Source organism: Shinella sp. (genome assembly GCF_052438155.1).
In the GTDB taxonomy this organism is placed as follows: Bacteria; Pseudomonadota; Alphaproteobacteria; order Rhizobiales; family Rhizobiaceae; genus Shinella.
Genome location: NZ_JBQVPI010000014.1, coordinates 102,834 through 129,696, shown reverse-complemented (window position 1 = coordinate 129,696; position 26,863 = coordinate 102,834). Strand labels below are relative to the sequence as shown.

At 62.1% G+C, this 26,863-nt stretch carries 31 protein-coding genes; 25 read left to right on the top strand and 6 right to left on the bottom strand.

Annotation, left to right across the window (positions count from 1 at the left end; genetic code table 11):
* Positions 1–396: 396 nt before the first annotated feature.
* From ACT6VE_RS22715 to visR, 13 genes are all read left to right on the top strand, one after another.
* Positions 397–1,998 (top strand): globin-coupled sensor protein, encoded by a 1,602-nt coding sequence (locus ACT6VE_RS22715; protein WP_444800689.1) that lies wholly within the window; start codon positions 397–399, stop codon positions 1,996–1,998.
* A 129-nt stretch (positions 1,999–2,127) separates the two neighbouring features.
* Positions 2,128–2,427: an STAS domain-containing protein gene (locus ACT6VE_RS22710; RefSeq protein ID WP_444800688.1), complete on the top strand. Its 300-nt coding sequence runs from the start codon at positions 2,128–2,130 to the stop codon at positions 2,425–2,427.
* Positions 2,424–2,789, top strand: a complete 366-nt coding sequence (gene cheY1 / locus ACT6VE_RS22705) for a chemotaxis response regulator CheY1 (protein WP_444800687.1) — start codon at positions 2,424–2,426, stop codon at positions 2,787–2,789. The genes ACT6VE_RS22710 and cheY1 overlap by 4 nt, the downstream gene beginning before the upstream one ends.
* A 23-nt stretch (positions 2,790–2,812) precedes the next feature.
* Positions 2,813–5,098 (top strand): chemotaxis protein CheA, encoded by a 2,286-nt coding sequence (locus ACT6VE_RS22700; RefSeq protein WP_444800686.1) that lies wholly within the window; start codon positions 2,813–2,815, stop codon positions 5,096–5,098.
* A gap of 4 nt (positions 5,099–5,102) precedes the next feature.
* Positions 5,103–5,567: a chemotaxis protein CheW gene (locus ACT6VE_RS22695; protein ID WP_444800685.1), complete on the top strand. Its 465-nt coding sequence runs from the start codon at positions 5,103–5,105 to the stop codon at positions 5,565–5,567.
* Entirely contained in the window at positions 5,564–6,469 is a 906-nt protein-coding gene (cheR, locus tag ACT6VE_RS22690; protein ID WP_444800684.1) for a protein-glutamate O-methyltransferase CheR, read from the top strand. The genes ACT6VE_RS22695 and cheR overlap by 4 nt, the downstream gene beginning before the upstream one ends.
* Positions 6,466–7,521 (top strand): protein-glutamate O-methylesterase CheB, encoded by a 1,056-nt coding sequence (gene cheB, locus ACT6VE_RS22685; RefSeq protein ID WP_444800683.1) that lies wholly within the window; start codon positions 6,466–6,468, stop codon positions 7,519–7,521. The genes cheR and cheB overlap by 4 nt, the downstream gene beginning before the upstream one ends.
* Positions 7,521–7,910, top strand: coding sequence for a response regulator (locus tag ACT6VE_RS22680; protein WP_069059978.1), 390 nt, complete (start codon positions 7,521–7,523; stop codon positions 7,908–7,910). Before cheB ends, ACT6VE_RS22680 begins: the two co-directional genes overlap by 1 nt.
* Complete coding sequence (gene cheD / locus ACT6VE_RS22675; RefSeq protein WP_069059977.1) at positions 7,907–8,461, top strand: chemoreceptor glutamine deamidase CheD; 555 nt, start codon at positions 7,907–7,909, stop codon at positions 8,459–8,461. Before ACT6VE_RS22680 ends, cheD begins: the two co-directional genes overlap by 4 nt.
* Before the next feature lie 99 nt (positions 8,462–8,560).
* Positions 8,561–8,950 (top strand): chemotaxis protein CheT, encoded by a 390-nt coding sequence (gene cheT, locus ACT6VE_RS22670; RefSeq protein WP_069059976.1) that lies wholly within the window; start codon positions 8,561–8,563, stop codon positions 8,948–8,950.
* Between the two features lie 266 nt (positions 8,951–9,216).
* Entirely contained in the window at positions 9,217–10,911 is a 1,695-nt protein-coding gene (fliF, locus tag ACT6VE_RS22665) for a flagellar basal-body MS-ring/collar protein FliF (protein WP_444800682.1), read from the top strand.
* 556 nt (positions 10,912–11,467) lie between these two features.
* Positions 11,468–12,211, top strand: coding sequence for a transcriptional regulator VisN (visN, locus tag ACT6VE_RS22660; RefSeq protein WP_444800681.1), 744 nt, complete (start codon positions 11,468–11,470; stop codon positions 12,209–12,211).
* A gap of 11 nt (positions 12,212–12,222) precedes the next feature.
* Entirely contained in the window at positions 12,223–12,966 is a 744-nt protein-coding gene (gene visR, locus ACT6VE_RS22655) for a transcriptional regulator VisR (protein ID WP_444800680.1), read from the top strand.
* A gap of 43 nt (positions 12,967–13,009) precedes the next feature.
* On the opposite strand, the gene ACT6VE_RS22650 is transcribed toward visR, so the two are convergent.
* The 6 genes from ACT6VE_RS22650 to motA all read right to left on the bottom strand — a co-directional run bounded on the left by ACT6VE_RS22650 (position 13,010) and on the right by motA (position 18,187).
* Positions 13,010–13,453 (bottom strand): hypothetical protein, encoded by a 444-nt coding sequence (locus ACT6VE_RS22650; protein ID WP_444800679.1) that lies wholly within the window; start codon positions 13,451–13,453, stop codon positions 13,010–13,012.
* A gap of 5 nt (positions 13,454–13,458) precedes the next feature.
* Entirely contained in the window at positions 13,459–14,538 is a 1,080-nt protein-coding gene (flhB, locus tag ACT6VE_RS22645) for a flagellar biosynthesis protein FlhB (protein ID WP_444800678.1), read from the bottom strand.
* Positions 14,539–14,649: 111 nt separating this feature from the next.
* A complete protein-coding gene (fliG, locus tag ACT6VE_RS22640) occupies positions 14,650–15,690 on the bottom strand; it encodes a flagellar motor switch protein FliG (RefSeq protein WP_444800677.1) in 1,041 nt (346 codons plus the stop codon).
* A 29-nt stretch (positions 15,691–15,719) separates the two neighbouring features.
* A complete protein-coding gene (gene fliN / locus ACT6VE_RS22635) occupies positions 15,720–16,304 on the bottom strand; it encodes a flagellar motor switch protein FliN (RefSeq protein WP_444800676.1) in 585 nt (194 codons plus the stop codon).
* A 62-nt stretch (positions 16,305–16,366) separates the two neighbouring features.
* Positions 16,367–17,311, bottom strand: a complete 945-nt coding sequence (locus ACT6VE_RS22630; protein ID WP_444800675.1) for a FliM/FliN family flagellar motor switch protein — start codon at positions 17,309–17,311, stop codon at positions 16,367–16,369.
* Positions 17,312–17,314: 3 nt separating this feature from the next.
* The gene (motA, locus tag ACT6VE_RS22625; RefSeq protein ID WP_444800674.1) at positions 17,315–18,187 is read right to left on the bottom strand and encodes a flagellar motor stator protein MotA; all 873 of its coding nucleotides are present in this window, start codon (positions 18,185–18,187) and stop codon (positions 17,315–17,317) included.
* Between the two features lie 172 nt (positions 18,188–18,359).
* On the opposite strand from motA, the gene ACT6VE_RS22620 reads away from it, so the two are divergent.
* From ACT6VE_RS22620 to flgH, 12 genes are all read left to right on the top strand, one after another.
* Complete coding sequence (locus ACT6VE_RS22620; RefSeq protein ID WP_444800673.1) at positions 18,360–19,139, top strand: DUF1217 domain-containing protein; 780 nt, start codon at positions 18,360–18,362, stop codon at positions 19,137–19,139.
* Position 19,140: 1 nt separating this feature from the next.
* The gene (gene flgF, locus ACT6VE_RS22615; RefSeq protein ID WP_444800672.1) at positions 19,141–19,866 is read left to right on the top strand and encodes a flagellar basal-body rod protein FlgF; all 726 of its coding nucleotides are present in this window, start codon (positions 19,141–19,143) and stop codon (positions 19,864–19,866) included.
* 6 nt (positions 19,867–19,872) lie between these two features.
* Positions 19,873–21,276: a flagellar protein export ATPase FliI gene (gene fliI, locus ACT6VE_RS22610; protein ID WP_444800671.1), complete on the top strand. Its 1,404-nt coding sequence runs from the start codon at positions 19,873–19,875 to the stop codon at positions 21,274–21,276.
* The gene (locus ACT6VE_RS22605; protein ID WP_444800670.1) at positions 21,273–21,836 is read left to right on the top strand and encodes a flagellar protein; all 564 of its coding nucleotides are present in this window, start codon (positions 21,273–21,275) and stop codon (positions 21,834–21,836) included. Before fliI ends, ACT6VE_RS22605 begins: the two co-directional genes overlap by 4 nt.
* A gap of 195 nt (positions 21,837–22,031) precedes the next feature.
* Positions 22,032–22,412, top strand: coding sequence for a flagellar basal body rod protein FlgB (gene flgB / locus ACT6VE_RS22600; RefSeq protein WP_444800716.1), 381 nt, complete (start codon positions 22,032–22,034; stop codon positions 22,410–22,412).
* Positions 22,413–22,415: 3 nt separating this feature from the next.
* On the top strand, positions 22,416–22,835 hold the full coding sequence (flgC, locus tag ACT6VE_RS22595) for a flagellar basal body rod protein FlgC (protein WP_069059965.1): 420 nt from the start codon (positions 22,416–22,418) through the stop codon (positions 22,833–22,835).
* Entirely contained in the window at positions 22,832–23,164 is a 333-nt protein-coding gene (locus ACT6VE_RS22590) for a flagellar hook-basal body complex protein FliE (protein WP_444800669.1), read from the top strand. The genes flgC and ACT6VE_RS22590 overlap by 4 nt, the downstream gene beginning before the upstream one ends.
* A gap of 9 nt (positions 23,165–23,173) precedes the next feature.
* Positions 23,174–23,956 (top strand): flagellar basal-body rod protein FlgG, encoded by a 783-nt coding sequence (gene flgG, locus ACT6VE_RS22585; RefSeq protein WP_444800668.1) that lies wholly within the window; start codon positions 23,174–23,176, stop codon positions 23,954–23,956.
* Between the two features lie 19 nt (positions 23,957–23,975).
* Entirely contained in the window at positions 23,976–24,476 is a 501-nt protein-coding gene (flgA, locus tag ACT6VE_RS22580) for a flagellar basal body P-ring formation chaperone FlgA (protein WP_444800667.1), read from the top strand.
* Positions 24,473–25,588: a flagellar basal body P-ring protein FlgI gene (locus tag ACT6VE_RS22575; protein ID WP_444800666.1), complete on the top strand. Its 1,116-nt coding sequence runs from the start codon at positions 24,473–24,475 to the stop codon at positions 25,586–25,588. Before flgA ends, ACT6VE_RS22575 begins: the two co-directional genes overlap by 4 nt.
* Positions 25,585–26,130: a MotE family protein gene (locus ACT6VE_RS22570; RefSeq protein ID WP_444800665.1), complete on the top strand. Its 546-nt coding sequence runs from the start codon at positions 25,585–25,587 to the stop codon at positions 26,128–26,130. Before ACT6VE_RS22575 ends, ACT6VE_RS22570 begins: the two co-directional genes overlap by 4 nt.
* Positions 26,127–26,837 carry a flagellar basal body L-ring protein FlgH gene (flgH, locus tag ACT6VE_RS22565; protein ID WP_444800664.1) on the top strand — a complete coding sequence of 237 codons (711 nt, stop codon included), beginning with the start codon at positions 26,127–26,129 and terminating at the stop codon, positions 26,835–26,837. Before ACT6VE_RS22570 ends, flgH begins: the two co-directional genes overlap by 4 nt.
* The last annotated feature ends 26 nt before the right edge of the window (positions 26,838–26,863 follow it).

Here is a 26,863-nt window from a genome sequence, read left to right as displayed (position 1 = left end):
ATTGTCAGCCTATTCCTTAACCCTACGCGCGCGAGCTTGTCTGAGGCTGACGCAACGTTGGGGAATGTTAATTTTAGCGAACCCGGAAGCAAGCTATGAACTATTAACCTTCAGGCAAGGAATTAACCATAAACATTGAACTACGCGTCGGAATGGGAAATTCGCCATTTCTCACCCAGGCATGATGCCGACCCGCCGTACCGGATTTGAACCGGTATTCGAGTTTCACCGAATTTGATCATGGATCGACGGGAGGCATCGCGTGCGCCGGTTTGCCGGTACGCACCCCCCTTGAGCACGGCTCCGTCAGCCAACCTCTCTCCATGCGAGAATTCAGTCGGTCACCCGTTGCGGGCGACCGGGCATTGTTGGTTTGGGAGCAATTTGGTGCAGGAAATGCCAGCAGAACAGGCTCGAACGGGACAGGCAACCAGCCTGCGCGACCGTTTGCGTTTTGCTGGCGTCGAGAGCAGCCAGGGCGATACGCTCCGCCGTCATCGCCAGACGCTCGAACGCCATGTCGAAACGGCGCTTCGCGATCTCTTCCAGCGTTTCCAGACCTTTCCCGATGCCGCACGCCTCTTCCAGAGCGAGCGCCAGATCGACCGCCTGCACGACCTCCAGAGCTCCCACTGGAGCGTACTCACCGATGCGCGGTTCGATGCGCTTTACGCCGAGCGCGTCAAAGTCCTCTCCGACAGCGAAAGCCAGATGGGCCTCGACCCGCGCTGGCGCATTGCCGGCCATTCTGTTGTCGTCGAAACGGTCGTCTCCGGCCTGATCGAGGATTACTGGCCGAAATCCATCTTTTCCGGATCCGGCAAGGCGCGCCGCAAGGAACTGACTGATCTTGTTTCCGCATTCCTGCGCACCGCGATGGTCGATATGGAAATCGGCGTCTCGCTGCGTTTCAACGAACTGCGCCACGCCCACCAGCGGGCGCTTAGCGAACAGCGCCGTGAGGATCGCGCCGAACTTGACCGCGTGTTCGGGGATACGATCCGCAGCCTGTCGCAACTCGATTTCTCCGCCCGCGTTGCCGGCGAGATGCCGGATGCCTGGCACGACCTTGCCGAGACGCTGAACGGTGCGCTCGACGAAATCCAGTCCCGCCTCACGTCGGCAGCCGACCGGGCGGCGGAGGGCGACCGTCTCGTCGGCACGCTTGCCTCGGGTGCCGGTGCGCTGTCGGCCCGCTCCGCCGAGCAGTCGGCGACCCTGATCGAGACGGCGAATGCGCTTGGCACCATTGTCGAGCGGGTTCGCCAGACGCTCACTGAAACCCGCAAGGCGCAGTCTGCCGCTGCTTCCACACAACAGTCCGTTACCCAGAGCGGCAATATCGTCGGCGAGGCCATGTCGGCGATGGCGGATATCGAGGCTTCGGCGGAAAAGATCGGCCAGATCATCGGCGTCATCGACGAGATCGCCTTCCAGACCAATCTGCTGGCGTTGAATGCCGGCATCGAGGCTGCACGGGCCGGCGACAGTGGCCGCGGCTTTGCGGTCGTCGCGCAGGAAGTACGGGCGCTCGCCCAGCGTTCGGCGGATGCAGCTCGCGAGATCAAGCAGCTCGTCACCAGCACCAAGTCGCAGGTCGAAACCGGCGTCGAGCACGTCCACCGCACCCAGGATGCGATCGGCAACATCGTGCGCCAGGTTGAAGGCATCAACGACGCGATCACCGGCATCGTGCGCGAAAGCGCTGTCGATGTAGATGGGCTTGGCGGTGTCACGGCCGATATCGGCCGCGCCGGTCGTGCCCTCGAAGCGGACGCTTCGGATGCGGGCCGCGTCGGCGAGGCAGGCGGCGACCTGCACGCTGTCATTCTCGAACTCGGCCGGACGATCCGGGAGTTCCATGTTTCCCCAAGCCGCGATCTTCGACGCCCGGGCCGCCCCGCATCGGTGGAACAGCAGATGGCGCCGGATCGCAACGAAGCGCAGGCGTCTCCCCTCGATTTCCTCTCGGCACGCGCCGTTGGTTTTGGAGGCTGAGATGACGAACAGGCAACCCCGGCATTGGTTCTCGACGGCACGCAGCAGGCTTTCGGAAGAAAGCCATCCGCCCGCAGTGCCGAACAGGGCAACGATGATTTTGGACAGACGCAGACAAGGAACCCGGTAATGGCGAGCAAGAAAGCCGTTCAGAAAAGTTTAAGCCTTGCCCCCGTTCTCGATCTCAACGAGGCGACGGCGCTGCACCAGCAGCTCATGGGTCTGAAGGGCAGTCCGCTCGTCATCGACGCTTCGGCGGTCGAGCGGGTCGGCGCGCTCTGTGCCCAGGTGCTGATGGCCGGTGCCAAGAGCTGGGAAGAGGACAGGCAGCCCTTCACCTTCGGCAAGGTTTCCGATCCTTTCATGAAGACAATGCAACTTATCGGCGTGAACATTGATCACTTGCTGGCACAGGAGCTTCGGCAATGAAGAAAAAAGTCCTCACCGTGGATGATTCACGGACGATCCGGAACATGCTTCTGGTTACCCTCAACAATGCAGGTTTCGAGACCATTCAGGCCGAAGACGGCATCGAGGGCCTGGAAGTTCTCGAAAACGCCAACCCGGATGTCATCGTCACCGACATCAACATGCCGCGCCTCGATGGCTTCGGCTTCATCGAGGGTGTGCGCCGCAACGAGAAGTTCCGGGCAATCCCGATCCTGGTCCTGACCACCGAAAGCGATGCCGAGAAGAAGAACCGTGCACGCCAGGCCGGCGCCACGGGCTGGATCGTCAAGCCTTTCGATCCGACCAAGCTGATCGACGCAATCGAGCGCGTAACCGCCTAATTCACTAGTCCAGGATTCTCCCGATGGATATGAACGAAATCAAAGAGATCTTCTTCCAGGAATGCGAGGAGCAACTCGCGGAATTGGAATCCGGTCTCTTGAAGCTGAACGACGGGGATCGCGACCCGGAAACGGTCAACGCCGTTTTCCGTGCCGTGCATTCGATCAAGGGCGGTGCCGGTGCATTCGGCCTGGATGACCTCGTTTCCTTCGCCCACGTGTTCGAGACGACACTGGATTGCGTTCGATCCAACAAGCTGGAGCCGACCCAGGACGTCCTGAAGGTTATGCTAAAGTCCGCCGACGTTCTGGCGGACCTGACCAATGCCGCCCGCGACGGCGGAAGCGTCGACGAGGCCCGCAGCCGCACCCTGATCCGCGAACTCGAAGCTTTGGCGAACGGCGAAACGCCGGCTTCTGCCGAAGCGCCCGCGCCAAAATCTGCAGCCGCTGCTCCCAAGGCGACTGCACCGGCGCCGGTCGTGGAAAAGCCTGTGGTCAATGACGAAGGGTTCCAGCCGATCCCGTTCTCCTTCGGCGATTTCGACGACGAACCGGAGACACACTACGTTCCGACCTGCCAGGTCCTCTTCAAGCCGAAGAAGGATCTCTACGCCAAGGGCAATGAGGCTGTCCTCTTGCTGCGCGACGTTTCGCGTCTCGGCGAGATGAGCGTCTATTGCGATATGGATGCCCTGCCGACGCTCGACAAGATGAACCCGGAGGAAGCCTATTTCTCCTGGAAGATCTCGGTCACGACCGAAAAGGGCGAGGATGGCGTGCGCTCCGTCTTCGAGTTTGCCGAATGGGATTGCGACCTCGACATTCGCACCATCGAGGAAGACGTCGTCAGCGAAGCAGCCGATGACGAAGAGCTGCCGATGCAGCCCGTACCGTTCGACCTGTCGATCCTTGACGATGGCGGTTCTGTCGCTGCCGAGGATGAACCGGCGATCATCGAAAGCGATGCCGCTGCCGCCGTTGCCGCCGCAGAAACCGCAAGCAAGGTTGCTCAGGTCACAAGCCGCGCCGCCGACAACGCCAAGGCGGCTGCCGCCGCATCGGCAGCGAGTGCTGCGCAGGCCAACCAGGCCGCTGCCGCCGGCCAGACGATCCGCGTCGACCTCGACCGCGTCGACCGCCTGATCAACCTCGTCGGCGAGCTTGTCATCAACCAGGCGATGCTCTCGCAGAGCGTCGTCGAGAACGACAGCAACGGCACGTCCTCCATCAATATGGGCCTCGAGGAGCTGCAGCAGCTCACCCGCGAGATCCAGGATTCGGTGATGGCGATCCGCGCGCAGCCGGTAAAGCCTGTCTTCCAGCGCATGGCCCGCACGGTCCGCGAAATCGCCGACATCACCGGCAAGTCGGTCCGTCTCATCACGGAAGGTGAGAACACCGAAGTCGACAAGACCGTCATCGACAAGCTCGCCGAGCCGCTGACGCACATGATCCGCAACGCGGTCGATCACGGCCTCGAAATGCCGGAGAAGCGCGAGGCGCTTGGCAAGAACCCGGAAGGCACGGTCCGCCTGACGGCAAAACACCGTTCCGGCCGCATTGTCATCGAGCTTGCCGACGACGGCGCCGGCATCAACCGCGAGAAGGTACGCCAGAAGGCGATCGACAACGACCTGATCGCGGCCGATGCGAACCTGTCCGACGAGGAAATCGACAATCTGATCTTCCACGCCGGTTTCTCCACCGCCGACAAGGTTTCCGACCTTTCCGGCCGCGGCGTCGGCATGGACGTGGTCAAGCGCTCGATCCAGGCGCTCGGCGGCCGCATCTCGATCTCCTCGAAGCCGGGCCAGGGCTCCGTCTTCACCATGAGCCTGCCGCTGACGCTTGCCGTTCTCGACGGCATGGTGGTCACGGTTGCCGGCCAGACGCTCGTCGTGCCGCTGACGGCCATTGTCGAGACCTTGCAGCCGGAAGCCTCCGCCATCCATTCCTTCGGCGCCTCGCAGCGGCTTATCTCGATCCGCAACTCGTTCTGCCCGCTGGTGGATGTCGGCCGCATCCTCAATTTCCGCAACATCCAGGCCAACCCGATGGACGGCGTGGCACTCCTCGTCGAATCGGAAGGTGGCGGCCAGCGCGCTCTCATGGTCGATGCGATCCAGGGCCAGCGCCAGGTCGTCATCAAGAGCCTTGAGGCGAACTACACGCACGTTCCGGGCATCGCCGCGGCGACCATTCTCGGCGACGGTCGTGTGGCCCTGATCCTGGACGTCGATGCGGTGGTTGCCGCATCGCGCGGCCACTCCCTGAGACAAGACATCTCGCTTGCTGCAACCGGTTGAGACGATGACGTACGCAGGAAAGAATATCATGCACGGGCGCGAACTGATCGCGTTCAGGATCGCTGACCAGGAGTTCTGCGTGAACGTCATGTCGGTCCGGGAAATCCGTGGCTGGACCCCGGCGACACCGATGCCGCATGCGCCATCCTATCTCCTGGGCATGATCAACCTGCGCGGCGCCGTCCTGCCGATCGTCGATATGTCTCAACGTCTCGGCATGAAGCCGGCCGAGCCGACCGTCCGTCACGTCATCATCGTCGCCCAGGTCGGGCCGAAGGTGGTGGGGCTGCTGGTCGATTCGGTCTCCGACATCCTCACCGTCACCGACGAGAACATCCAGCCGACGCCGGATATCGCGAACGAAGCGGAAAAGGGCTACGCCCGCGGCATCCTCGCCATGGAGGGCCGCATGATCTGTCTCATCGAACTCGATTCCCTCTTCCCGCATACGGAAAGCGAAGCCGCATGACCTATTCCCCGGCCATCGATACGAGACAGTCTCCGGACGAGTGCCTGGCGAGCGGCGAATACCCGCTGACGCGCAAGGATCTCTCCGAGATTGCGGCCATGATCTATGCGGATGCCGGCATCTATCTCAACGAGACGAAGGCCTCGCTCGTCTATTCGCGCCTGTCGAAGCATATCCGCCAGCTCGGCCTCAAGGGGTTCCGGGAATACTGTGCGCTCGTCTCCTCACCGGCCGGTGCGGGGCCGCGCAAGGAAATGCTGTCGCACCTGACGACCAATTTCACCCGCTTCTTCCGCGAAAACCACCATTTCGACCATCTGAAAAGCGATGTGCTGCCGGATCTTCTGGCGCGGGCCCGCAATGGCGGCCGCGTGCGCATCTGGTCGGCGGCCTGCTCGGATGGGCAGGAGCCCTATTCGATCGCGCTTACCGTGCTCTCGATGATGCCGAACGCCGCCGATTACGATTTTCGTATCCTCGCGACGGATATCGACCCGAAGATTCTCGCCATCGCCCGGGCCGGCGCTTACGACGCGACGGCGCTCGAAACGGTCAACCCGGCCATGCGAAAACAGTTCTTCCGCGAGACGGATGTCGGCGGCCGGCAGAAATGGCAGATCGACGACCGGGTGAAGCGGCTCATCACCTTCAACGAACTGAACCTGATGGCGCAGTGGCCGTTCAAGGGCGCGTTCGACGTCATCTTCTGCCGCAACGTCGTCATCTATTTCGACGAGCCGACGCAGGTGAAGATCTGGTCGCGTTTCGCCGGCATGCTGGGCGACAACGGTCATCTCTATATCGGCCATTCGGAGCGCGTCTCCGGCGAGGCGAAGAACCAGTTCGATAATATCGGCATCACAACCTACCGCTACACCGGCAAGCACAGGAGGAGCGTATGATGGCACCCGCGCGCGTACTCGTCGTTGACGATTCGCCGACCATGCGCGGCCTGATCACGGCCGTGCTCAATGCCGACCCGGACGTCAATGTCGTGGGCCAGGCCGGCGACGCCATGGAAGCCCGCAACGCGATCAAGCAGCTCAATCCGGACGTCGTGACGCTGGATATCGAGATGCCGAACATGAACGGGCTCGAGTTCCTCGACAAGATCATGAAGCTCCGGCCGATGCCGGTCATCATGGTCTCGACGCTGACCCATCGCGGCGCGGAAGCCTCGCTGATGGCGTTGGAAATCGGTGCCTTCGATTGCGTCGGCAAGCCGCAGCCGGGCGACGCCCGCCCGTTCGGCGATCTCGCCGAAAAGGTGAAGGCTGCTGCCCGTTCGCAGCGTCGGTTCCACGAGGCCCCGCCGCCGCTCGCGCCGACCGCGGCCAACGTCAACCCGGTTGCCAGCTACAAGCCTGGTCGCAGGGTCGTGGCCATCGGTTCTTCGACGGGCGGCGTCGAAGCGCTGATCGCCGTGCTCCAGAAGTTCCCGGCGAATTGCCCGCCGACCGTCATCACGCAGCATATGCCGCCGAGCTTTACCAAGAGCTTTGCGGAGCGGCTGAACCGGCTCTGCTCCCCGGTCGTGCAGGAAGCGACTGACGGCGCGCGGCTCGAAATCGGGAAAATCTATCTGGCGCCCGGCGGCGAGCGCCACCTCCAGATTGCCAGCGTGCATGCACCTTGCTGCCGGTTGGTGGAACGGGATCCGGTCAACGGCCATCGCCCTTCGGTGGATGTGCTGTTTGATTCGGTTGCCGAACTCGCGGGCCGCAATGCCGTCGGCGTCATCCTGACCGGCATGGGCCGGGACGGGGCAAGCGGCCTTTTGAAAATGCGTCATGCAGGCGCACGGACCATCGGTCAGAACGAAAAAACCTGCGTCGTATATGGAATGCCAAGAGTGGCTTTCGAGCTGGGGGCCGTCGAGCACCAGTTTCCGCTCTCCTCCATAGGGGAGGAAATCTTGAAGATCACTGCGGCGCGCAGAGAAGGAAGCGAATAATGTCTATCGCTGAAAAAATTAAAGTCCTCATCGTTGATGATCAGGTGACCAGTCGCCTGCTGCTGGGTGATGCCCTGCAGCAGCTTGGCTTCAAGCAGATCACGGCAGCCGGCGACGGTGCGCAGGGCATGGCCATCATGGCCCAGCAGCCCCATCACCTTGTCATCTCCGACTTCAACATGCCGAAGATGGATGGCATCGAGTTCCTTCAGGCGGTGCGGTCCAACCCCACCACCAAGAAGGCAGCCTTCATCATCCTGACCGCACAGGGCGACCGTGCCCTGGTGCAGAAGGCGGCGGCGCTCGGTGCCAACAACGTTCTCGCCAAGCCGTTCACCATCGAGAAGATGAAGGCGGCCATCGAAGCTGTGTTCGGGGCTTTGAAATGATAGCAGAAGCCGGGACGCGCCGCGTCCATGTCATTCAGGGCGAATACAAGGTCCTCAACGATCCGAATGTGGTGCTCACCACCATTCTCGGTTCGTGCGTGGCCGCCTGCATGCGTGACCCGGTCATTGGCGTTGGTGGCATGAACCATTTCCTGCTGCCGGGTTCGGCCGAGGCCATGGCCTCGGGCGGCGACGCCACACGCTACGGCGTGCATCTGATGGAACTGCTGATCAACGGCCTCCTCAAGCAGGGCGCGCGGCGTGACCGGCTGGAAGCGAAGATCTTTGGCGGCGCGAAGACGATCGCGCGCTTCTCCAATGTCGGCGAACAGAACGCGCTGTTTGCCCGCCAGTTCCTGATGGATGAAGGCATCAAGGTCGTCGGCGAAAGCACGGGCGGCGAGCATGGGCGCAAGCTGGAATACTGGCCGTCGAGCGGCCGCGCGCGGCAATATGCGCTGACCGGCGTCGAGACGCAGAAGACGGTGGCGCTGGAGCAGCGGCCCGTTCCTGTCGCAAGGCCCGTCGAAAGCTCAATCGAATTCTTCTGATCGGGCAATCGCGCCCGAAAGAAGCGAAATACCAAAGTATGTGCGTTGCCGGTCCCGATCATCGATCTGCCGGCCCCGCTCGGGGGAAAAGGGTTATCCATGCAAGCCGAGTATCTGAGTGCAGCGACTGCCATGGAGGAAGCCCTTCCGGATGTCCTGATGCGTATCGTGTCCGAACTGCACGACGTCGCCTATCTGATCGAACGCATCGAGCCGCAGCTGGCCGCCGTTCACGGCGAAACGGGAGCGCACGCCGCCGAACGCATGATGGTTCTGCAGGGCATCGACCTTGCCGTACAGAAGACGCGCGGCCTCGCCGAGTTCATCGACACGATCACCGGAAGCATTCCGGAAAACTGGGTCGTCGATGTCACAACGGCGCTCAATCTGGTTAAGCTTGCAGATATGCAGAAGGCGCTGAGCAATGGAATGCGCCACGGCCATTCCCAGCCGATCGGCAAGGCGGTCGGCGACTTCGAAGCTTTCTAGTTGATTTGAAAAGATAATCGGCTTTTCAGATGGCGCCCTTTTGGCGCCATCTTTCGTTCCCGCTTGCCCTTCGTCTTGCACGGCAACGCCATGCTCGCGCAAGTTTCACGGTCTAGTCTCGATCTCGGGTCAGTTAGATCCACGTATTCCATGGGGCAGGCGGCGCGTGCGGAAATGTGCCGGTTTCGTCCCACGAGATTGAAAATTTGCCTGATAGCGCCGGCATGTTGCCCGGTGTCCAGGCGACTAGTCCGTGCGGGAACAGAATGAATCTGTTGGAACAGTTGACGAAAGTCTACAAGAACCTGGCTTCGCTGGGGCAGGCGAAACTTGCGATGCTGGCGGGAGCCGCCGTCGTTTCGGTCGGTCTCGTGCTTGCAGCCGGGATCCTGGTAAACAAGCCCGCCTATGAGACGCTCTACGTCGGACTGGAAAAGACCGACGTCAACCAGATCAGCCTGGCGCTCGCCGAAGCCAATATCGACTTCACCACCGGAACGGCAGGCGACAGCATCGAGGTCCCGGTCGGCCAGACGGGCAAGGCGCGGCTTTATCTCGCCGAACGCGGCCTGCCGAACAGCGCCAATTCCGGCTACGAACTTTTTGACAAGGTTGGCTCGCTTGGCCTTACCTCCTTCATGCAGGAAGTGACGCGCGTTCGCGCCCTTGAAGGCGAAATCGCCCGCACCATCCAGCAGATCAGCGGCATCGCCGCCGCCCGCGTGCACATCGTCATGCCGGAGCGCGGCAATTTCCGCAAAGCCGAACAGGTGCCGACCGCCTCCGTCATGATCCGCGCGGGTGCGCAGGTCGGCCGTGAATCGTCGGCCGCGATCCGCCACCTGGTGGCAGCCTCGGTTCCGGGACTTGAGGTCGACGGCGTGACCATCCTCGATTCCGCCGGCCAGCTACTCGCCTCCGGCGACGATGCCGAGAACGGTGCGGTCAACCGGTCGCTGACGGCCGTGCAGACCATCCAGACCGAAGTCGAGCGCAATATCGAGAAGGCGCTTGCACCCTTCCTCGGCATGGAGAATTTCCGCGCCAGCGTTACCGCAGCACTCAACATGGATACGCAGCAGATCCAGGAGACGGTCTACGATCCGGAATCGCGCGTCGAGCGCTCTGTCCGCGTGACACGGGAAACCCAGAAGTCCGAGCAGCAGGCCGCCAACAAGGCCGCGACCGTCGAGCAGAATATCCCGCAGGGCGGCCCCCAGGGCGACGCCAACGGCCAGAAATCAAGCGACGCGGCGGACAAGAAGGAAGAGCAGACCAACTACGAAATCAACAGCAAGACCGTCGCGACCGTTCGCAGCGGCTATGCGCTCGAAAAGCTCTCAGTGGCGGTCGTCGTCAACCGGGCTCGCATTGCGGCCATGGTCGGCGAACCGGCGGACCAGGCGAAGATCGACGCCTATATCGCGGACATGCAGAAGATCGTCTCGTCCGCTGCCGGTCTCAACGGCGAGCGTGGCGACGTCGTGACCATCACCGCCATGGAATTCCTGGATCATCAGCTGCTTAACGAAGCTGTGCCTGGACCGGGCGTCATGGAAGTGCTGACGCGCAATCTTGGCGGCATCATCAATGCGCTTGCCTTCGTCGGCGTCGCCTTCCTGGTGGTGTGGTTCGGCCTTCGCCCGGCGGTCCGTTCCGTCTCCGGTGGCGGCGCTGCGGCCACTGCGCTGGAAAGCGATGCGGCCGGCCTCGAGCTGCCAGACTTCTCGCCCACTGCCGGTATCGGTGGCCCTGGTGCTACCCTCATGGACGGCTTCGGCGCGGACTTCGGCTTCGACAGCACGGACGACCTGCTCAATGCTGGCGACGACGGCGACGGCACCTTCAACCGCCGCGTCAAGGAAGGCCCGGAACGCCGCCTCGGCCGGATGGTGGACATCAGCGAGGAACGCGCCGCGAAAATCCTGCGCAAGTGGTCCGCCGAGAGAGAAGCAGCCTGACGGCTCCTCGTATAAAGAAGATCAAAACGCGGCCCGAAGTGGCCGCGTTTTTGTTTGCCGGAACGACCGCGCTTGCCGTTTTTTGAGCCTCGGCTGTCGCTTTTTGGCAACGCTTGTTCAGCCTGCTTGCAGCAATTTTGTGCATTCGGACTCCAGGCGCCAGCGGGCGTGTTCACGGCCGTGTGATCGCTGAAAAAATTTTACCACCACATTGGTTGAGAGCGGCATGCGCAAGCCGCAATTTTCACTCGAATTAGCACGGGCTTTTGTTCGAGCAGTCGCGAATAACGTATGGTTAACAGTCGCTTAACGGTATGGCTTCTGGGAGGGCAGATAAGCAAATCACTCCACTCAAGTCGATTCACAGAAGGTTGCAAAAGTAAATCCCGAGAAGATGGCGGTGGTTTTTAGCGATAGCCGATGTACACTTTAGTCACTGATTCGTTTGGTGATTCTTGCCGATGCGGCCTGAGCGGGAAGGGTTTTGGATGGTTCCAAAGCCCTTGACGGGAAGGAGGCGGGAATTCTCCGTTCTGAATCGGAACAGGGGGCTATCATGGAAACGATCTGGTCGGATGTCGCGGCCCGGGAATCCTATGGATTTTCCGCGGAAGCGAGTGAGCGTAAGAGTGCGCGTGAGCTTCTGGTTCAACATCTCGGCCGCTGTGCAAATCGCGCCGGCCTTTCCTCCGGTCTGAAAGCGCTGACCGACTATGTAAGCGCTTCGCATTACCTCCTCGTTCGCCACGACGTCTCGCCCGAAGCGGGCCTCGAAACCGTCGTCGCCTCGGACTGGCCTTTTGACATGGTGCGCACGATTTCCGGTGCCGTCATCGCCAGACAGTCCCGCATGAGCGAGCTGGACAAGTGCCTCGGGCTTCTCAAGCCCTGCTTCCACCACCTGGCCGATGACATAGCGGTGCCGAAGGGCACCAGTCGCGAATATTGCGTCATCGCCTTCCATGTCGGCCGGGTGCGCATGTCGCTGATGCTCCTCTTCCCGGAGCATTTCATCCTCTCGCAGAGCAAGCTGCGCGATGTCGGCGTCATGACCGGCTACTTCGCCAGCGTCTGCTGCCAGGGCGCGATCCTTCGTCATGACCGCGAGATGGAACTGACGGAGCGCGAGATCGAGTGCCTCTACTGGATCGCCGAAGGCAAGACGAGCGACGAGATCGCCGTCATCCTCGGCATCTCACGCAATACGATCAACAACTACATCACCAGCGTGATGCGAAAGACCGCGACGAAGACGCGGTCTGAAGCGATCGCCTGGGCCGTTCGCAACAGCCTGGTCTGAGGAGAACTGCCATGAACATCCAGCTTTCCGGTCCTGCCGCCCTGGAGGTGGAAATCCGGCTCGCGCGACCGCCGAAGATGGCGCGGGCGTCCGATTTCGTTTCCCGCCTGCAGATGATGCAGACAGTCATCGGTGCCGAGAACTTCGCGGTTCTCCGGGTTACCGGCCATGGCCTTCCCTCGGCGCGCAAGCTGACACTTTCGCTGCACAACTGGGGCCGTGACATCGGCGCGAATACCCGTACGCTCCTCGATACGTATGGTTCGACGATGCTTGCCCACCTCGAAGCTTCCATGCTGCCATTGATCTGGGAGGGCGCTGGCAACAATCAGTTCGCCGAATCGGGCGCTGCCCCCTTTACCACGCGCCTCACGGCGCAACTCATGCCCTGGTCGGGTATCGCATTCCCCATCCGGCTGGGCGCGCATGGCAATGGCTATGTCGTCTTCATGGGCACCTTCATCTCGCCGTCCAGCGACCTGATCGTCGATATCCACATGAAGAGCTGCCAGGTGCTCATCGACATGCTGGCCTGCGAGGAAAAGAAGCTGGCGCCGTCCGAAGCGCTCAGCGAGCGCGAGATCGCCTGCCTGCAGATGGCCGGCGACGGCTGCATTTCAGAGGCGATTGCCGAGAAGATGGGACTTTCGGTGCATACCGTGAACGCCTATCTCGGCACGGCCACCACGAAGCTCGATGCGGTGAACCGCATCCAGGCGATCGCCAAGGCCATTCGCCTTGGCTATATCAACTGACACATGAACGCGGCCATGCCCGGCATGGCCGCTGCTTTTTTCGTCAATGGGCCTGTTGCGACGACGGGCTGGACTTCACGTAGCGCGCCTCTGCCAGGCTCTTGCGCAGGAAGGCCGTGTTGTCGTCCGGATCGGCTGCCGGGTCGTTGAAGGCGACGTGGGTAACCTCCACACCGGCCGTGTCTTTCTGAAGCAGCAGTTTCGCATAGACCGTCACGCCCTGCGGGCGGATTTCCATGTCCAGCGTCACCTCCGGCTCCGTATCCCAGTCGAGGCGATAGTCGCCGCCGGCGCCGAAATTGACCGTGCCGGGCAGGAAATAAAGCTCTGCGGCGGAAGAGACCAGATCGGCCAGATTACCGTAGCACTCGAAACGCAACAACGAGACAAGATCGGCAGCATCGAGCAATCGAAGCTCTGTGGCGACCGGGCAAATTGCTTCTGCAACAATCTTCTCGCGTTCGGCGGAATAGGTGCATTTTCTCATCGGATCTAGTTTACCCGTCTGGTCTGGGGCGAAGCTGCATATACCCGGTGAATCAGTTCCGCCACAGCTTTGTAGAACACCGGTGGAATGACACTATCTACCGAGACTTGCGCAAACATTGAGCGTGCGAGCGGTGGGTCTTCAAAAACGGGAATTCCGTTCTCTTCCGCGATCTCGCGAATCTTCAAGGCGACAAGGTCCTGTCCCTTGGCGACGATCACCGGCGCGTCGCCTTCTTCGCGCACGTAACGCAACGCAACAGCGAAGTGAGTCGGGTTGGCAATGACGAGGGTGGCGCGCGGCACTGCGGTGATCATGCGCCGGCGGGCACGGTCGCGCTGGATCGAGCGCATGCGCGCCTTGACGATCGGGTCACCCTGCGACTGCTTCATCTCCTCCTTCACTTCCTGCTTCGTCATCATCAGTTCGGAAAACCAGTGATGACGGGTCCAGGCGAAGTCGAGGCCGGCGATGATCGCGGTGGCGAAGAGGATGATCAGCAGCACCTTGTTGATGTCGGACACCATCAGGTAGATCAGCGCCGCCGGTTCGGAAAACATGGTGTCGAGCGATCTGAAGTAATTGCTGCGCATGGCAAGGGCAACGACCAGCGACACGATGAGGATCTTGATCAGCGACTTGCCGAATTCGACGAGGCCCTGCTTGCCGAAGAGGCGGCCGAGGCCCTTTACCAGGCTGAGGCGGGACATCTGCGGGCGCACCCGCTCCAATACGGGGCTTGGCAGGTTCTGCAAGATCGACGAGATCACGCCGAAGGCCATCATCATCACGAGAATGGGCAGCATCAGGGCGCCGGCTTCCCAGCCGAGATGGCGGAAGATGGCGATGACGTCCGTGCCGGACTTGAGGTTCCAGGCCTCCGGCTGTTCGAAAAAGTCGCGCAACGTCTCGTTCATGCGGGCAATGCCGCCCGGCATGAAGAAGACGAGGTAGAGATAGATCGCCAGCGTCGAGGCGAACATGGTGATTTCGCGGGAGAAAGGCGTATTGCCCTTCTCCATGGCATCCTGGATTTTCTTCTCTGACGGGAGTTCTGTTTTACTGTCCTTGTCCTCGTCGGACATGTCGCGCTCCCCGGTGGCCATGGTCGGCCAAAAACAAACGGCCCGAACCCCCTGAAAGGAGATTCGGGCCGCAGATACGCTCCGCCTGTGGCGTCAACGTGTCAAGGAGGGTCAGGCAGCCTGCCGCTGTTCTTCCTTTTCCTTCAACTGGATTTGTCCGGCCGCAGCGAGGCGGATGGCTTCCTGCGTGATCGAGCGGCGGGCGATGGCCACTTCGCGCGGGTTGACGCCCTGGTCGCCGGCTGCGAGATCGGATTCGATCATGCGGCGCTGGCGTGCGCCGATGCATGCGAGGATTGCTTCGCGCAGTTCCATCGGCGTGCCGCGCAGCGCGGCCGTGATGATGTCGCCGGAGACGTCGTTGAAGAGCGAGACGCGGCTCTTCTGCGGCATGTAGAGCACGTCCTCGAAGAGGAAGATCTTCGGGCGAACCTTCTTGACCGATTCGGTCGAGACCGTTTCGAGCGAGGCGAGCATTTCGTCGACCTGCGACTTCTCCAGCTCGTTCATCAGATCCGCGACCTTGTTGGTGCCGACCGCGTTGCGATCCGCATCCAGCGCGTTGATCATCTCGATGACGCGGGCTTCGACGATTGCGGTCGCCTTCGGGCTCGCGTCCTTCAGGTTGACCGTACGGTTGATGACGTCGGCGCGGCGCTCTTCCGGGATTTCGAGCAGCACCTTGGCGCCGAAGGCGGAGGGCATCATCGACAGGATGTAGGCGATCGTCTGAGCATGTTCGTTGAGCAGGAATTTCGCGACAAAGACCGGGTCGGCGTCCTGCAGACGGTCCCAGATCGTCGTCTCGAAGGCCTGGAAGGCGGCGCGGCGGCCAAGCAGGCCATCCACTTCGTCCGGCGTCAGGCCCTCTTCGAGAATGCCTTCCATCATCTTGGCATTGTCCATCAGCCCCGCACCTTCGGTGAACAGGTCTTCGAACTCGTTGACGAGGTCGATCAGTTCATGCGGCGGGATGGCGCGCAGGTTCTGCGCGGCGGCGATGATCGCCTGGAGCTCGCTCTGGGTGAAATACTTCAGCAGCTTGCCGGCAACACCCTTGCCCATGGCGAGAAGGACGGCTGCTGCCTTCTCAACCGCCGAAAGCGGTGTTCCTACCGCTGTGGAGGTGCCGAAATTTTCGAAATCCATCATGGATCATCCTCCTGAAACCTAAACCGGTATCAGACCTTTCGTGTACTCTTCACTTCGATGAGCTTCACCCCGAAGCGGGTGTCGTCGTTTTCAAGAACGGTAATTTCGCCCCGGCCGATCACGCGGCCGTTGACCATGACCTCGACGGGTTCGCCGATGCGGCGGTCGAGTGCAATCGTGGCACCTTCGCTGAGGTTCATGAGGCTGGAGACCTGCATCTTCGATGAGCCCAGAACGATCTGCAGATCGATCGGGATGTTCATGATCAGGTCCATGTTGGACTCAAGCGCGCTGCCCGGCTTCGAGGCTTCGCCAAGGTCCGCGGAGAAATCGTTGCCGCCGCCAAAGTCGGAGCCGCCGAAATCCGAACCGCCGAAGCTGGTGTCGGCGCCGAAATCGGATGCCGCGCCGCCACCGAAGTCGGAACTGCCGAAATCACCGCCGAAGGCGGCGAGCGGGTCGTCGATGGTTGCCGGCAGGCCTGCGTCCATCGCGCCGGAAACAGCATCCTTCTGAAGAACGCCGCGCAGGTCGTCGATCGCCTGCTCCAGTTCCTGGTCGCCCGCATTGAGGGAAGGCGTCATGTCGTCAAGGGGTGTTTTCTTCGGTGCCATATGACCACTATTCCATTCGAAACTTGCCTGAGGCGTTCCGCTCGACAGGCTTCATGCTTAAACTATCCGATGATGTGCTGGAGGATGTCATCCTCCGAGCCGTATGTATCTTTGACGCGAACCGTGTAGCGGGCGCCGGACCGGCCGAATTCGCAAACATAGAGATTGCGGCCGTTCGCATTCACCTCGACGCGCACATCACCCGATTCGTTGAACGGGATGATGTCACCGGCCTGAAGCCGGCTGATCGTGTCGAGCGTCTGCGCTTCGAGGCGGATGCGCGCCTCGAGCGTCACCTTCGAGCGGCGAACCTGCTCGCTAAGCTCTTCGCTCCATTCGACGCGGGTTTTCGGCGCGTTGGCAGGTCTGGGTGCGGTGACGGTCGATTTCAGGAGAACGTTCTGCGGAATGATGACGTGGAAGGTCGACAGCACGGGCCCGATGCCGACGGACATGTTGACCATGGCGACGAAGGCGTCGTCCGAACCGTCTTCCGCAGGCTTGCGCGTCTCGGCGTTGTGCGATGGGCCAAGGAAGGGCTCAAAGCTGTTCGCGCCGGTTACGGCGGTTTTCAAAACGCTGGAAATTCGATCGAACATCATGGCGGCGAGATCGAGCTCGATCTTGGAGAGCGGACGCGCCTCCGGATCCTCGATCGAATCGCTGACGGCGCCGAGCATGTTCTCGACGAGCGTGATGACCATCGGGCTGTCGCAGATCAGGGTGAAGCGATCGCACCAGTTGCGCAGCGACGCATCACAGCAGGCCATGGCGCCGCCGAGGCCCGATATCAGCGGGCCGTATTTACCCGTCTCGAAACCCGCATAGGAAACGGCGACCTCGAAGCCGAGCTCGCTTTCCAGCATGTCCGGCAGGAATTCGGCAAAGACGTCGCCGAGGGTGGCGCAGAGCTTGGAGATCGTTGCCTGGTCGCCGAGCCGGCCGGTGAGGCGGGCGAGAACGATCGGATCCATGGCGGGTGGTGCAGTCACGGTCGCGTCTCTCATCTCTTAGGCCGCCTTCGATCCGCCGCCCGGGTTCATCATTTCCTGCTCCACCGCGTCGATCGACGGGCGTTCATAGGAGGAGATGGTCTTGCGGCCGTATTCCAGCGCCACCTGCGGCACGGAGCCGTTCATGTAGGCGAGCAGCGTCTGCTTCACGATGATGTAGAGGCGGTTCTGCTTCTCGCGCACCACCTTGATGTTGGTGATGATCGGGGTGACGATCGAGTAGGACAGGAACACGCCGAGCAGCGTGCCGACGAGGGCGGCTGCGATCTTGCCACCGAGCACTTCGGGGCTTTCGTTGATGGCGCCCATGGCCTTGATGACGCCGAGAACTGCCGCGACGATGCCGATCGCCGGGAAGGCGTCGCCCATCGTGCTGAGTGCGTGGTAGGGCTTCATCTTGTCGCGCGTGATCGTCTGGATTTCCTCGTCCATCAGCGCCTCGATCTCGTGGGAGCGGGCATTGCCGATGATGATGAGGCGGACGTAGTCGCAGATGAACGCGGTCAGTTCATGGTTGGCGAGAACCGTCGGGGCGGACTGGAAGATCGTGGATTCGGCCGGGTTGTCGATATGCGCTTCGATTTCGTTGCGCGACTTCGTGCGCAGGTCCCGCATCAGGCTGTAGAGCACGCCGAGCGTATCGAGATAGTGGCGCTCCTTGGGAACCTTGTGCTTGAAGGCCTCGACGAGCGCCTTTCCGGTCTCCTTGATCACCTTCATCGTGTTGGCGACAATGAAGCCGCCGATCCCGGCGCCGCCGATGATGAGGAGTTCGAAGGGTTGGTTCAGCACCTCCAGGTGCCCGCCCATGGCCATATAGCCGCCGAGGACGCAGCCGAAGGTAACGATAAGACCGATGATGATGTTCATGAGCGCTGGTGTCCCGACACAATTCTGACCGTTCTGGAAGTACGGCTCCAGCCTTGCGTGAGGCTGTACCTGGCGGCTGGTTCGTGGATCAGGTTCGCGCAAGCAAAAACCCGCAGGATCATGGCTCAAAACGGGCAATCGTGCCCTCTTGCACCTTGATCGGCGGCCAATCGTGACGACCACCTATACAAGCTACAAGCTGATTACCGCCGACCTCCAGACCTCGCTGAACCGCGTGTCGGAGCAGCCGGACGTCAAGCGAGAGACGGAATATTACCTGTCGAAGATCGGCGGCGTGAAATCGGTCGATGACTTCTTCGCCGACAGCCGGCTCTATAACTACGTCATGAAGGCGCACGGCCTGGAGGACATGGCCTATGCCAAGGCCTTCATGCGCAAGGTGCTGACGGAAGGTGTCGACGACAAGGACGCCTTCGCCAATCAACTCACCGATACGCGCTACAAAGCCCTGGCGGAATCGCTCAATTTCGCCAAATACGGTGAATTCGCCACCACCTTCGAGCGCGCCCAGAAGGGCATGGTCGACAAATACACCCGCCAGACGCTGGAGCTCAGCGCCGGCGAGGACAATACCGGCGTTCGGCTCGCGCTCTATTTCGAGCGCATGGCATCCACCGTCACATCGGGCTATTCGATCATCGCCGACGACGCGCTGGCGCAGGTCGTGCGCACGGCCTTCCAGCTTCCGGCGGAATTCGCCGCGACCGATATCGACCGCCAGGCGGCCTACTATGAAGACGTGCTCGATCTCGAGGACTTCAAGGACCCGTTGAAGGTCGGAAAGTTCCTGGAGCGCTTCACCGCGATGTGGGAACTGGAAAATCCGTCCGGCAGCTACGACCCGCTGACGGCCTTCCAGCCGTCGAGCCTCACGGGCATTTCGACTGACCTGCTCCTTTCTATAAACAATCTGAAACTCGGAGGTCGCTGATATGCAGACCGGGCTCTATGTATCGCTTTCGTCCCAGCTTGCGCTCGACCGCCGCCTGACGACTCTCGCCGACAACGTCGCGAACTCGACGACCGTCGGCTTTCGCGCCACGGAAGTGAAATTCAACCAGGTGGTCAGCGACCAGAAGGTCGCTGACGTCGCCTTTGTTTCGCAAGGCAACGAATACATCTCGACGCGCGCTGGCGGCATGACCGAGACCGGCGGCACACTGGACTTCGCCATCAAGGGTGATGCCTGGTTCCAGGTGGAGACGCCGTCTGGCCCGACACTCACCCGCGACGGTCGCTTCACGCTGACCGAAGCAGGCGAACTGGTGACGCTCAACGGCTATGCCGTGCTCGATGCCGGCGGCGGGCCGATCCAGCTTGATGGCGCCAATGGGCCGATCGCGCTCAGCGCCGATGGCCAGCTCAACCAGAACGGCCAGCCGGTCGCAGCACTCGGCCTCTTCTCGGCGGATCTGTCCGGTGGTTTCACGCGAGCCGGCAATAGCGGTCTTATCACCACCATTCCGCCGGAACCGGTGGTCGACCGCCTCGATGCCGGCGTGGTGCAGGGCTATGTCGAGGAATCCAACGTCAACGCCATCGGCGAGATGACGCAACTCATCCAGGTCACCCGCGCGTTCGAAAGCATCGCCTCGCTGTTGCGTGACAGCGAGGAATCGATGAACGAGGCGGTGCGTACCCTGGGTGGAAGCCGGTAAACGATCATGGCGGCGACAGACAACAGGACACCCAACAGACCCGAAGGCGGCCGCATGCTCAATGCGCTCGCCGGCCTTGTGAAGCGCTATTCCTCGCCGGAATTCTCCGTCGTGCACGGCGGCCATGTCCAGACGATCGCCGCCGGAAACTACACGGTGAGCGGCCTGTCGCGCCATGTGCGGCTTGGCGAATTCGTGGCGCATCGCAGCCCCACCGGCATCCATCTCGGCGAGGTGGTGCGTGTCGAGCCGGATTCGGTCGTCGTCTGCCCGATCGAGCCAGGTGAGCCGATCAGCATCCATGACACGGTCATCCGCAAGGGCGCCTTCCGTGTCGCGCCGACAGCCTCCTGGTGCGGTCGCACGATCAATGCGCTTGGCGAGCCGATCGACGGGCTCGGCCCGCTCGTGCAGGGGGACGATCGCCGCTCCATCCACAATTCCGCGCCGCCGTCGATGACGCGCAAGCGCGTCGAAAAGGGTTTCAGCACGGGCGTTCGGGCTATCGATATCTTCGCGCCGCTCTGCCTTGGCCAACGCCTCGGCGTCTTCGCCGGCTCGGGCGTCGGCAAATCGACGCTGCTGTCGATGCTGGCGCGCGCCGATGCCTTCGACAAGGTCGTCATCGCGCTTGTCGGCGAACGCGGCCGTGAAGTGCGCGAATTCATCGAGGATACGCTCGGCGACAACCTTTCCAAATCCGTCGCGGTCGTCGCGACCAGCGACGAAAGCCCGATGCTGCGCAAGATGGCGCCGCTGACCGCCGTCACCATCGCAGAGCATTACCGCGACCAGGGTGACAACGTGCTGCTCATCATCGACAGCGTGACGCGTTTTGCCCATGCGATCCGCGAGGTGGCGACTGCCTCCGGCGAGCCGCCGATCGCGCGCGGCTATCCGGCCTCGGTCTTCACCGAGCTGCCCCGCCTGCTCGAACGTGCCGGTCCCGGCGCGGAAGGATCCGGCTCGATCACCGCGATCATCTCGATCCTCGTCGACGGCGACAACCACAACGACCCGATCGCCGACTCGACGCGCGGCATTCTGGATGGGCACATCGTGATGGAGCGCAGCCTTGCGGAAGAGGGGCGTTACCCGCCGATCAATCCGCTCGCTTCGATCTCGCGTCTCGCCCGCAAGGCCTGGACGCCGGACCAGGAAAAGCTGGTCTCGCGCCTGAAGGCGCTGATCCATCGCTTCGAGGAAACGCGGGACCTGCGCCTCATCGGCGGCTATCGCCCGGGCGGCGATCCCGATCTCGACATGGCGATCAAGCAGGTGCCGATCATCTATGAGGTTCTGAAACAGACGCCGGGTGAACGGCCCGCGGCCGATTCGTTCTCCGATCTTGCCACGGCGCTGAAGAATGCAGCCGGGCAGGGCGGTGCACCGGCACGAGGAAGGGGATGACAGTGACGGATTTCGACGCGGACGAGAGGGTTCAGCCGATCAAGCGGTCGGAAAGCGGGCGCTACACGACCGGTGACAAGGTGCTTGCCGGCGCAGGCGTGCTGCTTGCGGCCGGGGCCGCGTTCTTCCCCTGGTATGTCTTCCTCAACCCGGGGAAGTTCTCCGTGCCGGCGCTGTGGGAGGGCAAGACCCGAGACCTGCCGGAGACGGCGGCCAGGGAGGTGATGAGCGTTTCGCCTGCCGCCATGATCGACAACGACGACACCCCGCCGCTCGAAAGCGTCGACCCGGTCGCGACCGCCACCACGGCTGGCGGCAGCACGGAAAAGACGCTGGGTGCGCCGGTGGACACGGGCCTTGACCAGCCGCTGCCGGCAAATTCCGGTTTCCGTCTCATGCATGTGGCGAACGGCCGGGCGCTGATCGAAGACGCTCGCGGCATGTATATCGTGCGCGTCGGCTCGATCCTGCCGGACAACAGTCGCCTGGCGACCCTCGAACAGCGCGACGGTGCCTGGGTCATCGTCACCTCGAACGGCGAGATCGTCAAACGCAACTGAGGCAAACCGGCCTCAGTTCATCTCCGATTCGGCCGGTCCGTCATGTCGCGACCGGCCGTCCGCTCGCGATCGAAAAGGTCGCTTGAGCACTTTATTTTACCGGGAATTCAGGGACTTGCGCACACCCCGCCACGGGAGCAAGTCCCACGCAAGATTGGCTCCGTAGGTTCATCTCGAACAAGGATGGAGCTTGTCATGCAACCGATACAACTGTTTGAACTGGCATCGAAGCAAGCCGATTGGCTCTCAGTCCGCCAGAGTGTGGTTGCAGGCAACATCGCCAACGCCAACACCCCCGGGTTCAAGGCAAAGGATGTTTCCCCCTTTCAGGCGGTGCTCGAAACCACGGGCATCCGCATGGCGGCAACGCAGCCAGGCCATTTCACCGAAAGCGAAATGGCAAGCCGCGTGATCGAAACCAAACCCACCGAAGAGATCGGCGTGCAGGAGTCCGGCAACACTGTCGGCATTGCCGAGGAACTCATGAAAGAGGGCCAGGTCAAGCGTGATTTCGAGTTGAATGCCGGCCTCGTAAAGGCCTTTCATCGCATGATGCTGATGACAGTCAGAAGGTAAAAAATGGATCCGCTCGTAGCTTCAATGAAAGTCGCGGCCTCGGGACTTGAGGCGCAATCTACCCGTATTCGCATCGTTTCGGAAAACTTGGCAAACGCCCGTTCCACCGGCGACACGCCTGGTGCTGACCCGTTCCGCCGCAAGACCGTGACCTTCGCCTCCGAGCTTGACCGGGCGACCGGCGCCTCGCTGGTTCAGGTCGAGCGTCTCGGCGTCGACGAGGGCGAGTTCTCGACCGAATACGACCCCGGCAACCCGGCGGCAAACGAACAGGGCGTCGTCAAGATGCCGAACGTCAACATGCTGATCGAAATGGCCGACATGCGGGAAGCCAACCGCTCCTATGAAGCCAACCTGCAGAGCATCAAGCAGTCACGCGACCTCATCAGCGCGACCATCGACCTCCTGAGGGCATCGCAATGATCGAGAGCATCAAGGGCGTCAATTCGCTCTTCTCCACCGGCGCCCTTTCGAGCGTCACCAACGATACGTCCAGCACCGTATCCTCTGCCGCTTCGCAGGGCACCGGTACGGGCATGAGCTTCGCCCAGGTGATGGGCGACATGGCGACGGAAGCGACCAATTCGCTCAGACTGAGCGAAACCAAGTCCTTCGAAGCCATCCAGGGCAAGGCGACGACCCGCGAAGTGGTCGACGCCGTCATGAACGCCGAGCAGACGCTGCAGACCGCCATCGCCATCCGCGACAAGGTCGTCACCGCCTATCTCGAAATAGCCAGAATGCAGATCTGAGGACCGGACATGAAAGCCCTTGCCATCGCCGCCACCGGCATGAACGCCCAGCAGACCAACCTTGAAGTCATCGCGAACAACATCGCGAACATCAACACGACCGGCTTCAAGCGCGCCCGCGCCGAGTTTTCCGACCTGCTCTACCAGACGGAGCGCGCCGCAGGCGTGCCGAACCGCGCCAACCAGTCCGTCGTGCCGGAAGGCGCGATCATCGGTCTTGGTGTGAAGACCGCCGCCATTCGCAACCTGCACCTCCAGGGCGGCCTGACGAGCACGGGCAACTCCTTCGATCTCGCACTGGTCGGCCGCGGCTGGTTCCAGATCGAGGCGGCGGACGGCTCCACGCTCTATACCCGCGCCGGCGCCTTCAACACCAATGCCGACGGCCAGCTCGTCACCCTCGACGGCTATACGGTCGTGCCTGGCATCACCGTGCCGCAGGATGCGACGGAAGTGACCGTCAGCAAGTCCGGTCAGGTCTTCGCGACGGTTGGCGGCGATCAGCAGGACCTCGGCCAGATCACGCTGGCGAACTTCGTCAACGAAGCCGGCCTCGAGCCGCTCGGCGAAAACCTGTTCCGCGAAACCGCAGCCTCCGGCACGGCCAATGTCGGCGCTCCGGATGAAGCGGGCTTCGCCTACATCCAGCAGAATTACCTCGAAGCCTCCAACGTCGATCCGGTCAAGGAAATCACCGATCTCATCTCGGCGCAGCGTGCCTATGAGATGAACTCGAAGATCATCCAGGCAGCGGACGAAATGGCGGCCGTGGTCAGCAAGAACCTGAGATAGTAACGGACATACGGGGAACATGATGTTTCGCCTGACAGCAGCTCTTCGCAGAGGAAAGACCGCCTCGGCCCACGGCCGTGCAGCCTTGCTCGCGCTCCTCGGCCTACTCGTGGCCGATGCCGCGCTTGCGGACATGCGCACAGCCGTCGTGCCGAAGCGCATCATCTATCCCGGCGAGGAGATCCAGGCGGGACAGCTTGAGGAGGTCGAGGTCACCAACCCGAACCTCGTCAAGGGTTATGCCGAAAACATCAATGCCGTCAGCGGCTTGATTTCGAAGCGCACGCTGCTGCCGGGGCGGGTCATCCTAACCTCGGCGCTGCGCGAGCCTTTCGCGGTTTCCCGCGGCACCACCGTCCAGCTCGTCTTCGACAACGGTTTGCTGATTCTGCGCGCCTCCGGCACGCCGCTGCAGGATGCGGCGGTCGGTGAGCTCATCAAGGTCCGTAACAAGGATTCCGGCGTGATCGTTTCCGGCACGGTCATGGGCGATGGAACCGTGCATGTGGTGGCGAAATGATGCGTTCCCTCTTCCTCCGCACACTCGCCGTGGTTACCTGCCTCGCCCTTGCGGTCGGTCCGGCACTGTCGGCCGCCCGTATCAAGGACATCGCCTCGCTTCAATCTGGGCGCGAAAACCAGCTTATCGGCTATGGCCTCGTGGTCGGCCTCCAGGGCACGGGCGACAGCATGCGTTCGTCGCCGTTTACCGAACAATCCATGCGGGCGATGTTGCAGAACCTCGGCATCTCCATGGTCGGCACGCAGACCCGCGCCAAGAACATCGCGGCCGTGCTCGTCACCGCCAATCTGCCGCCCTTCTCCAGCCCCGGCAGCCGTATCGACGTGACCGTCGGTTCGCTCGGTGATTCGACGTCGCTGCGCGGCGGCACGCTCGTCATGACGTCGCTGACCGGCGCCGACGGCCAGATTTACGCGGTTGCGCAAGGCTCGATCGTCGTCACCGGCATCAACGCCTCGGGTGACGCCGCGTCCGTCCAGCAGGGCGTGACGACCGCCGGCCGCGTGCCGAATGGTGCAATCATCGAGCGCGAACTGCCCTCGCGCTTCAAGGATTCGTCCGACCTCGTTCTGCAGCTTCGCAATCCGGACTTCTCGACAGCAGTCGGTATGGCGGATGCGATCAATCGGTATGCGGCAGCCCAATACGGCTCGCCGATCGCCGAATCGCGCGATTCGCAGACCGTCCACGTCGCCAAGCCGAAGATGGCTGACCTTGCCCGCCTGATGGCGGATATCGAAAACCTTGTCGTTGAAACGGATGTGCCGGCGCGTGTTGTCATCAACGAGCGGACGGGAACGATCGTCATCGGCCAGGACGTGCGGATTTCGCCGGTTGCCGTCAGCTACGGCACGCTTACCGTGCAGGTCAACGAGATGCCGCAAGTCGTCCAGCCCGAACCCTTTTCCCGCGGCGTGACTGCGGTCGAGCCGAACACCGACATCCTCGTCCAGCAGGATGGCGGCCAGGTCGCCCTGCTCGACGGTTCCAGCCTGCGCTCGCTCGTCTCCGGGCTGAACAGCATCGGCGTCAAACCTGACGGCATCATCTCGATCCTGCAGAGCATCAAGACCGCAGGCGCCCTCCAGGCAGAACTGGTGCTGCAATGAAGACCGAACCCACGCTTTCCGTCGCCGCAAGGACCCTGGCCCGCAAGCTTGCCTTGCCGGTCGCCTGCTTTGTCCTGATGGCCATTCCCGGCGCATTTGCCGAAGAGCGCCCCGTCATCTCCACCACCAGCGCGAGTGCCGACGAAATCCGCGCCTTCTGTACCAACATCGCGGATGCCGCGCGCGACCAGCGCTACCTCATCCAGAAGCAGGAACTCGAAACTCTCCAGAAGGGTGTCGACGAACGCATCAAGGTGCTGGAAACCCGGCGGGCCGAATACGAGGACTGGCTCAAGCGCCGCAACGATTTCCTGAAGATGGCCGAGGGCGGTCTGGTCGAAATCTACCGGAAGATGAAACCGGATGCCGCCGCCGCACAGCTCGCCGAGATCAATCCGGAGATCGCTTCGGCGATCGTGATGAAGCTGCCGCCGCGCCAGTCGAGCACCATTCTCGGTGAGATGCCGGCCGACAAGGCGGCCCTCCTCACCCGCATCATCGCCATTGCCGGCAATGCGAACACGCCAAAGGATCCGTCATGAAGAAGACCGCCTCTGCCCTGGCCGTCGTGCTGGCTTTGACGAGCTGCTCCAGCCAGGCTTTGAACGAGATCGGCAAGGCGCCGTCGATGAGTCCTATCGGCAGCGGCCTCAACTATGCCGAGACGCCCCAATTGGCGGCCTATCCGAAGCAGCCGCGCACGGCCGCCGCCGGTTATTCGATCTGGAGCGACCAGCAGTCGGCGCTCTTCAAGGATTCGCGTGCCTTCAAGGTGGGTGACATCCTGACCGTCAACATCCGCGTCAACGACCGCGCGACCTTCGACAACAAGACCGACCGCTCGCGCACCAACAAGAGCGGCATGAATATTGGCATCGGCGCCAGCGGCGATCTCCCCGATGTCGAGGGGAAGGGCGACCTGACCTACGGCTCGTCGACCAGCACCAAGGGTGACGGCTCGACGGAACGGTCCGAACGGCTGAACCTGCTCGTCGCCGCCGTCGTCACCGGCGTCATCGAGAACGGCAACCTTCTGATCAGCGGCTCGCAGGAAGTGCGCGTCAACCATGAGTTGCGCATCCTCAACGTCGCCGGCATCGTGCGGCCGCAGGATGTCGACGCCGACAACATGATCGCCTACGAGCGCATCGCGGAAGCTCGCATCTCCTACGGCGGCCGCGGCCGCCTGACCGAAGTGCAGCAGCCGCCGTGGGGCCAGCAGGCCATCGACCTGTTCTCGCCGCTCTGACGCGGATAAGCCCAACAACCCGGGAA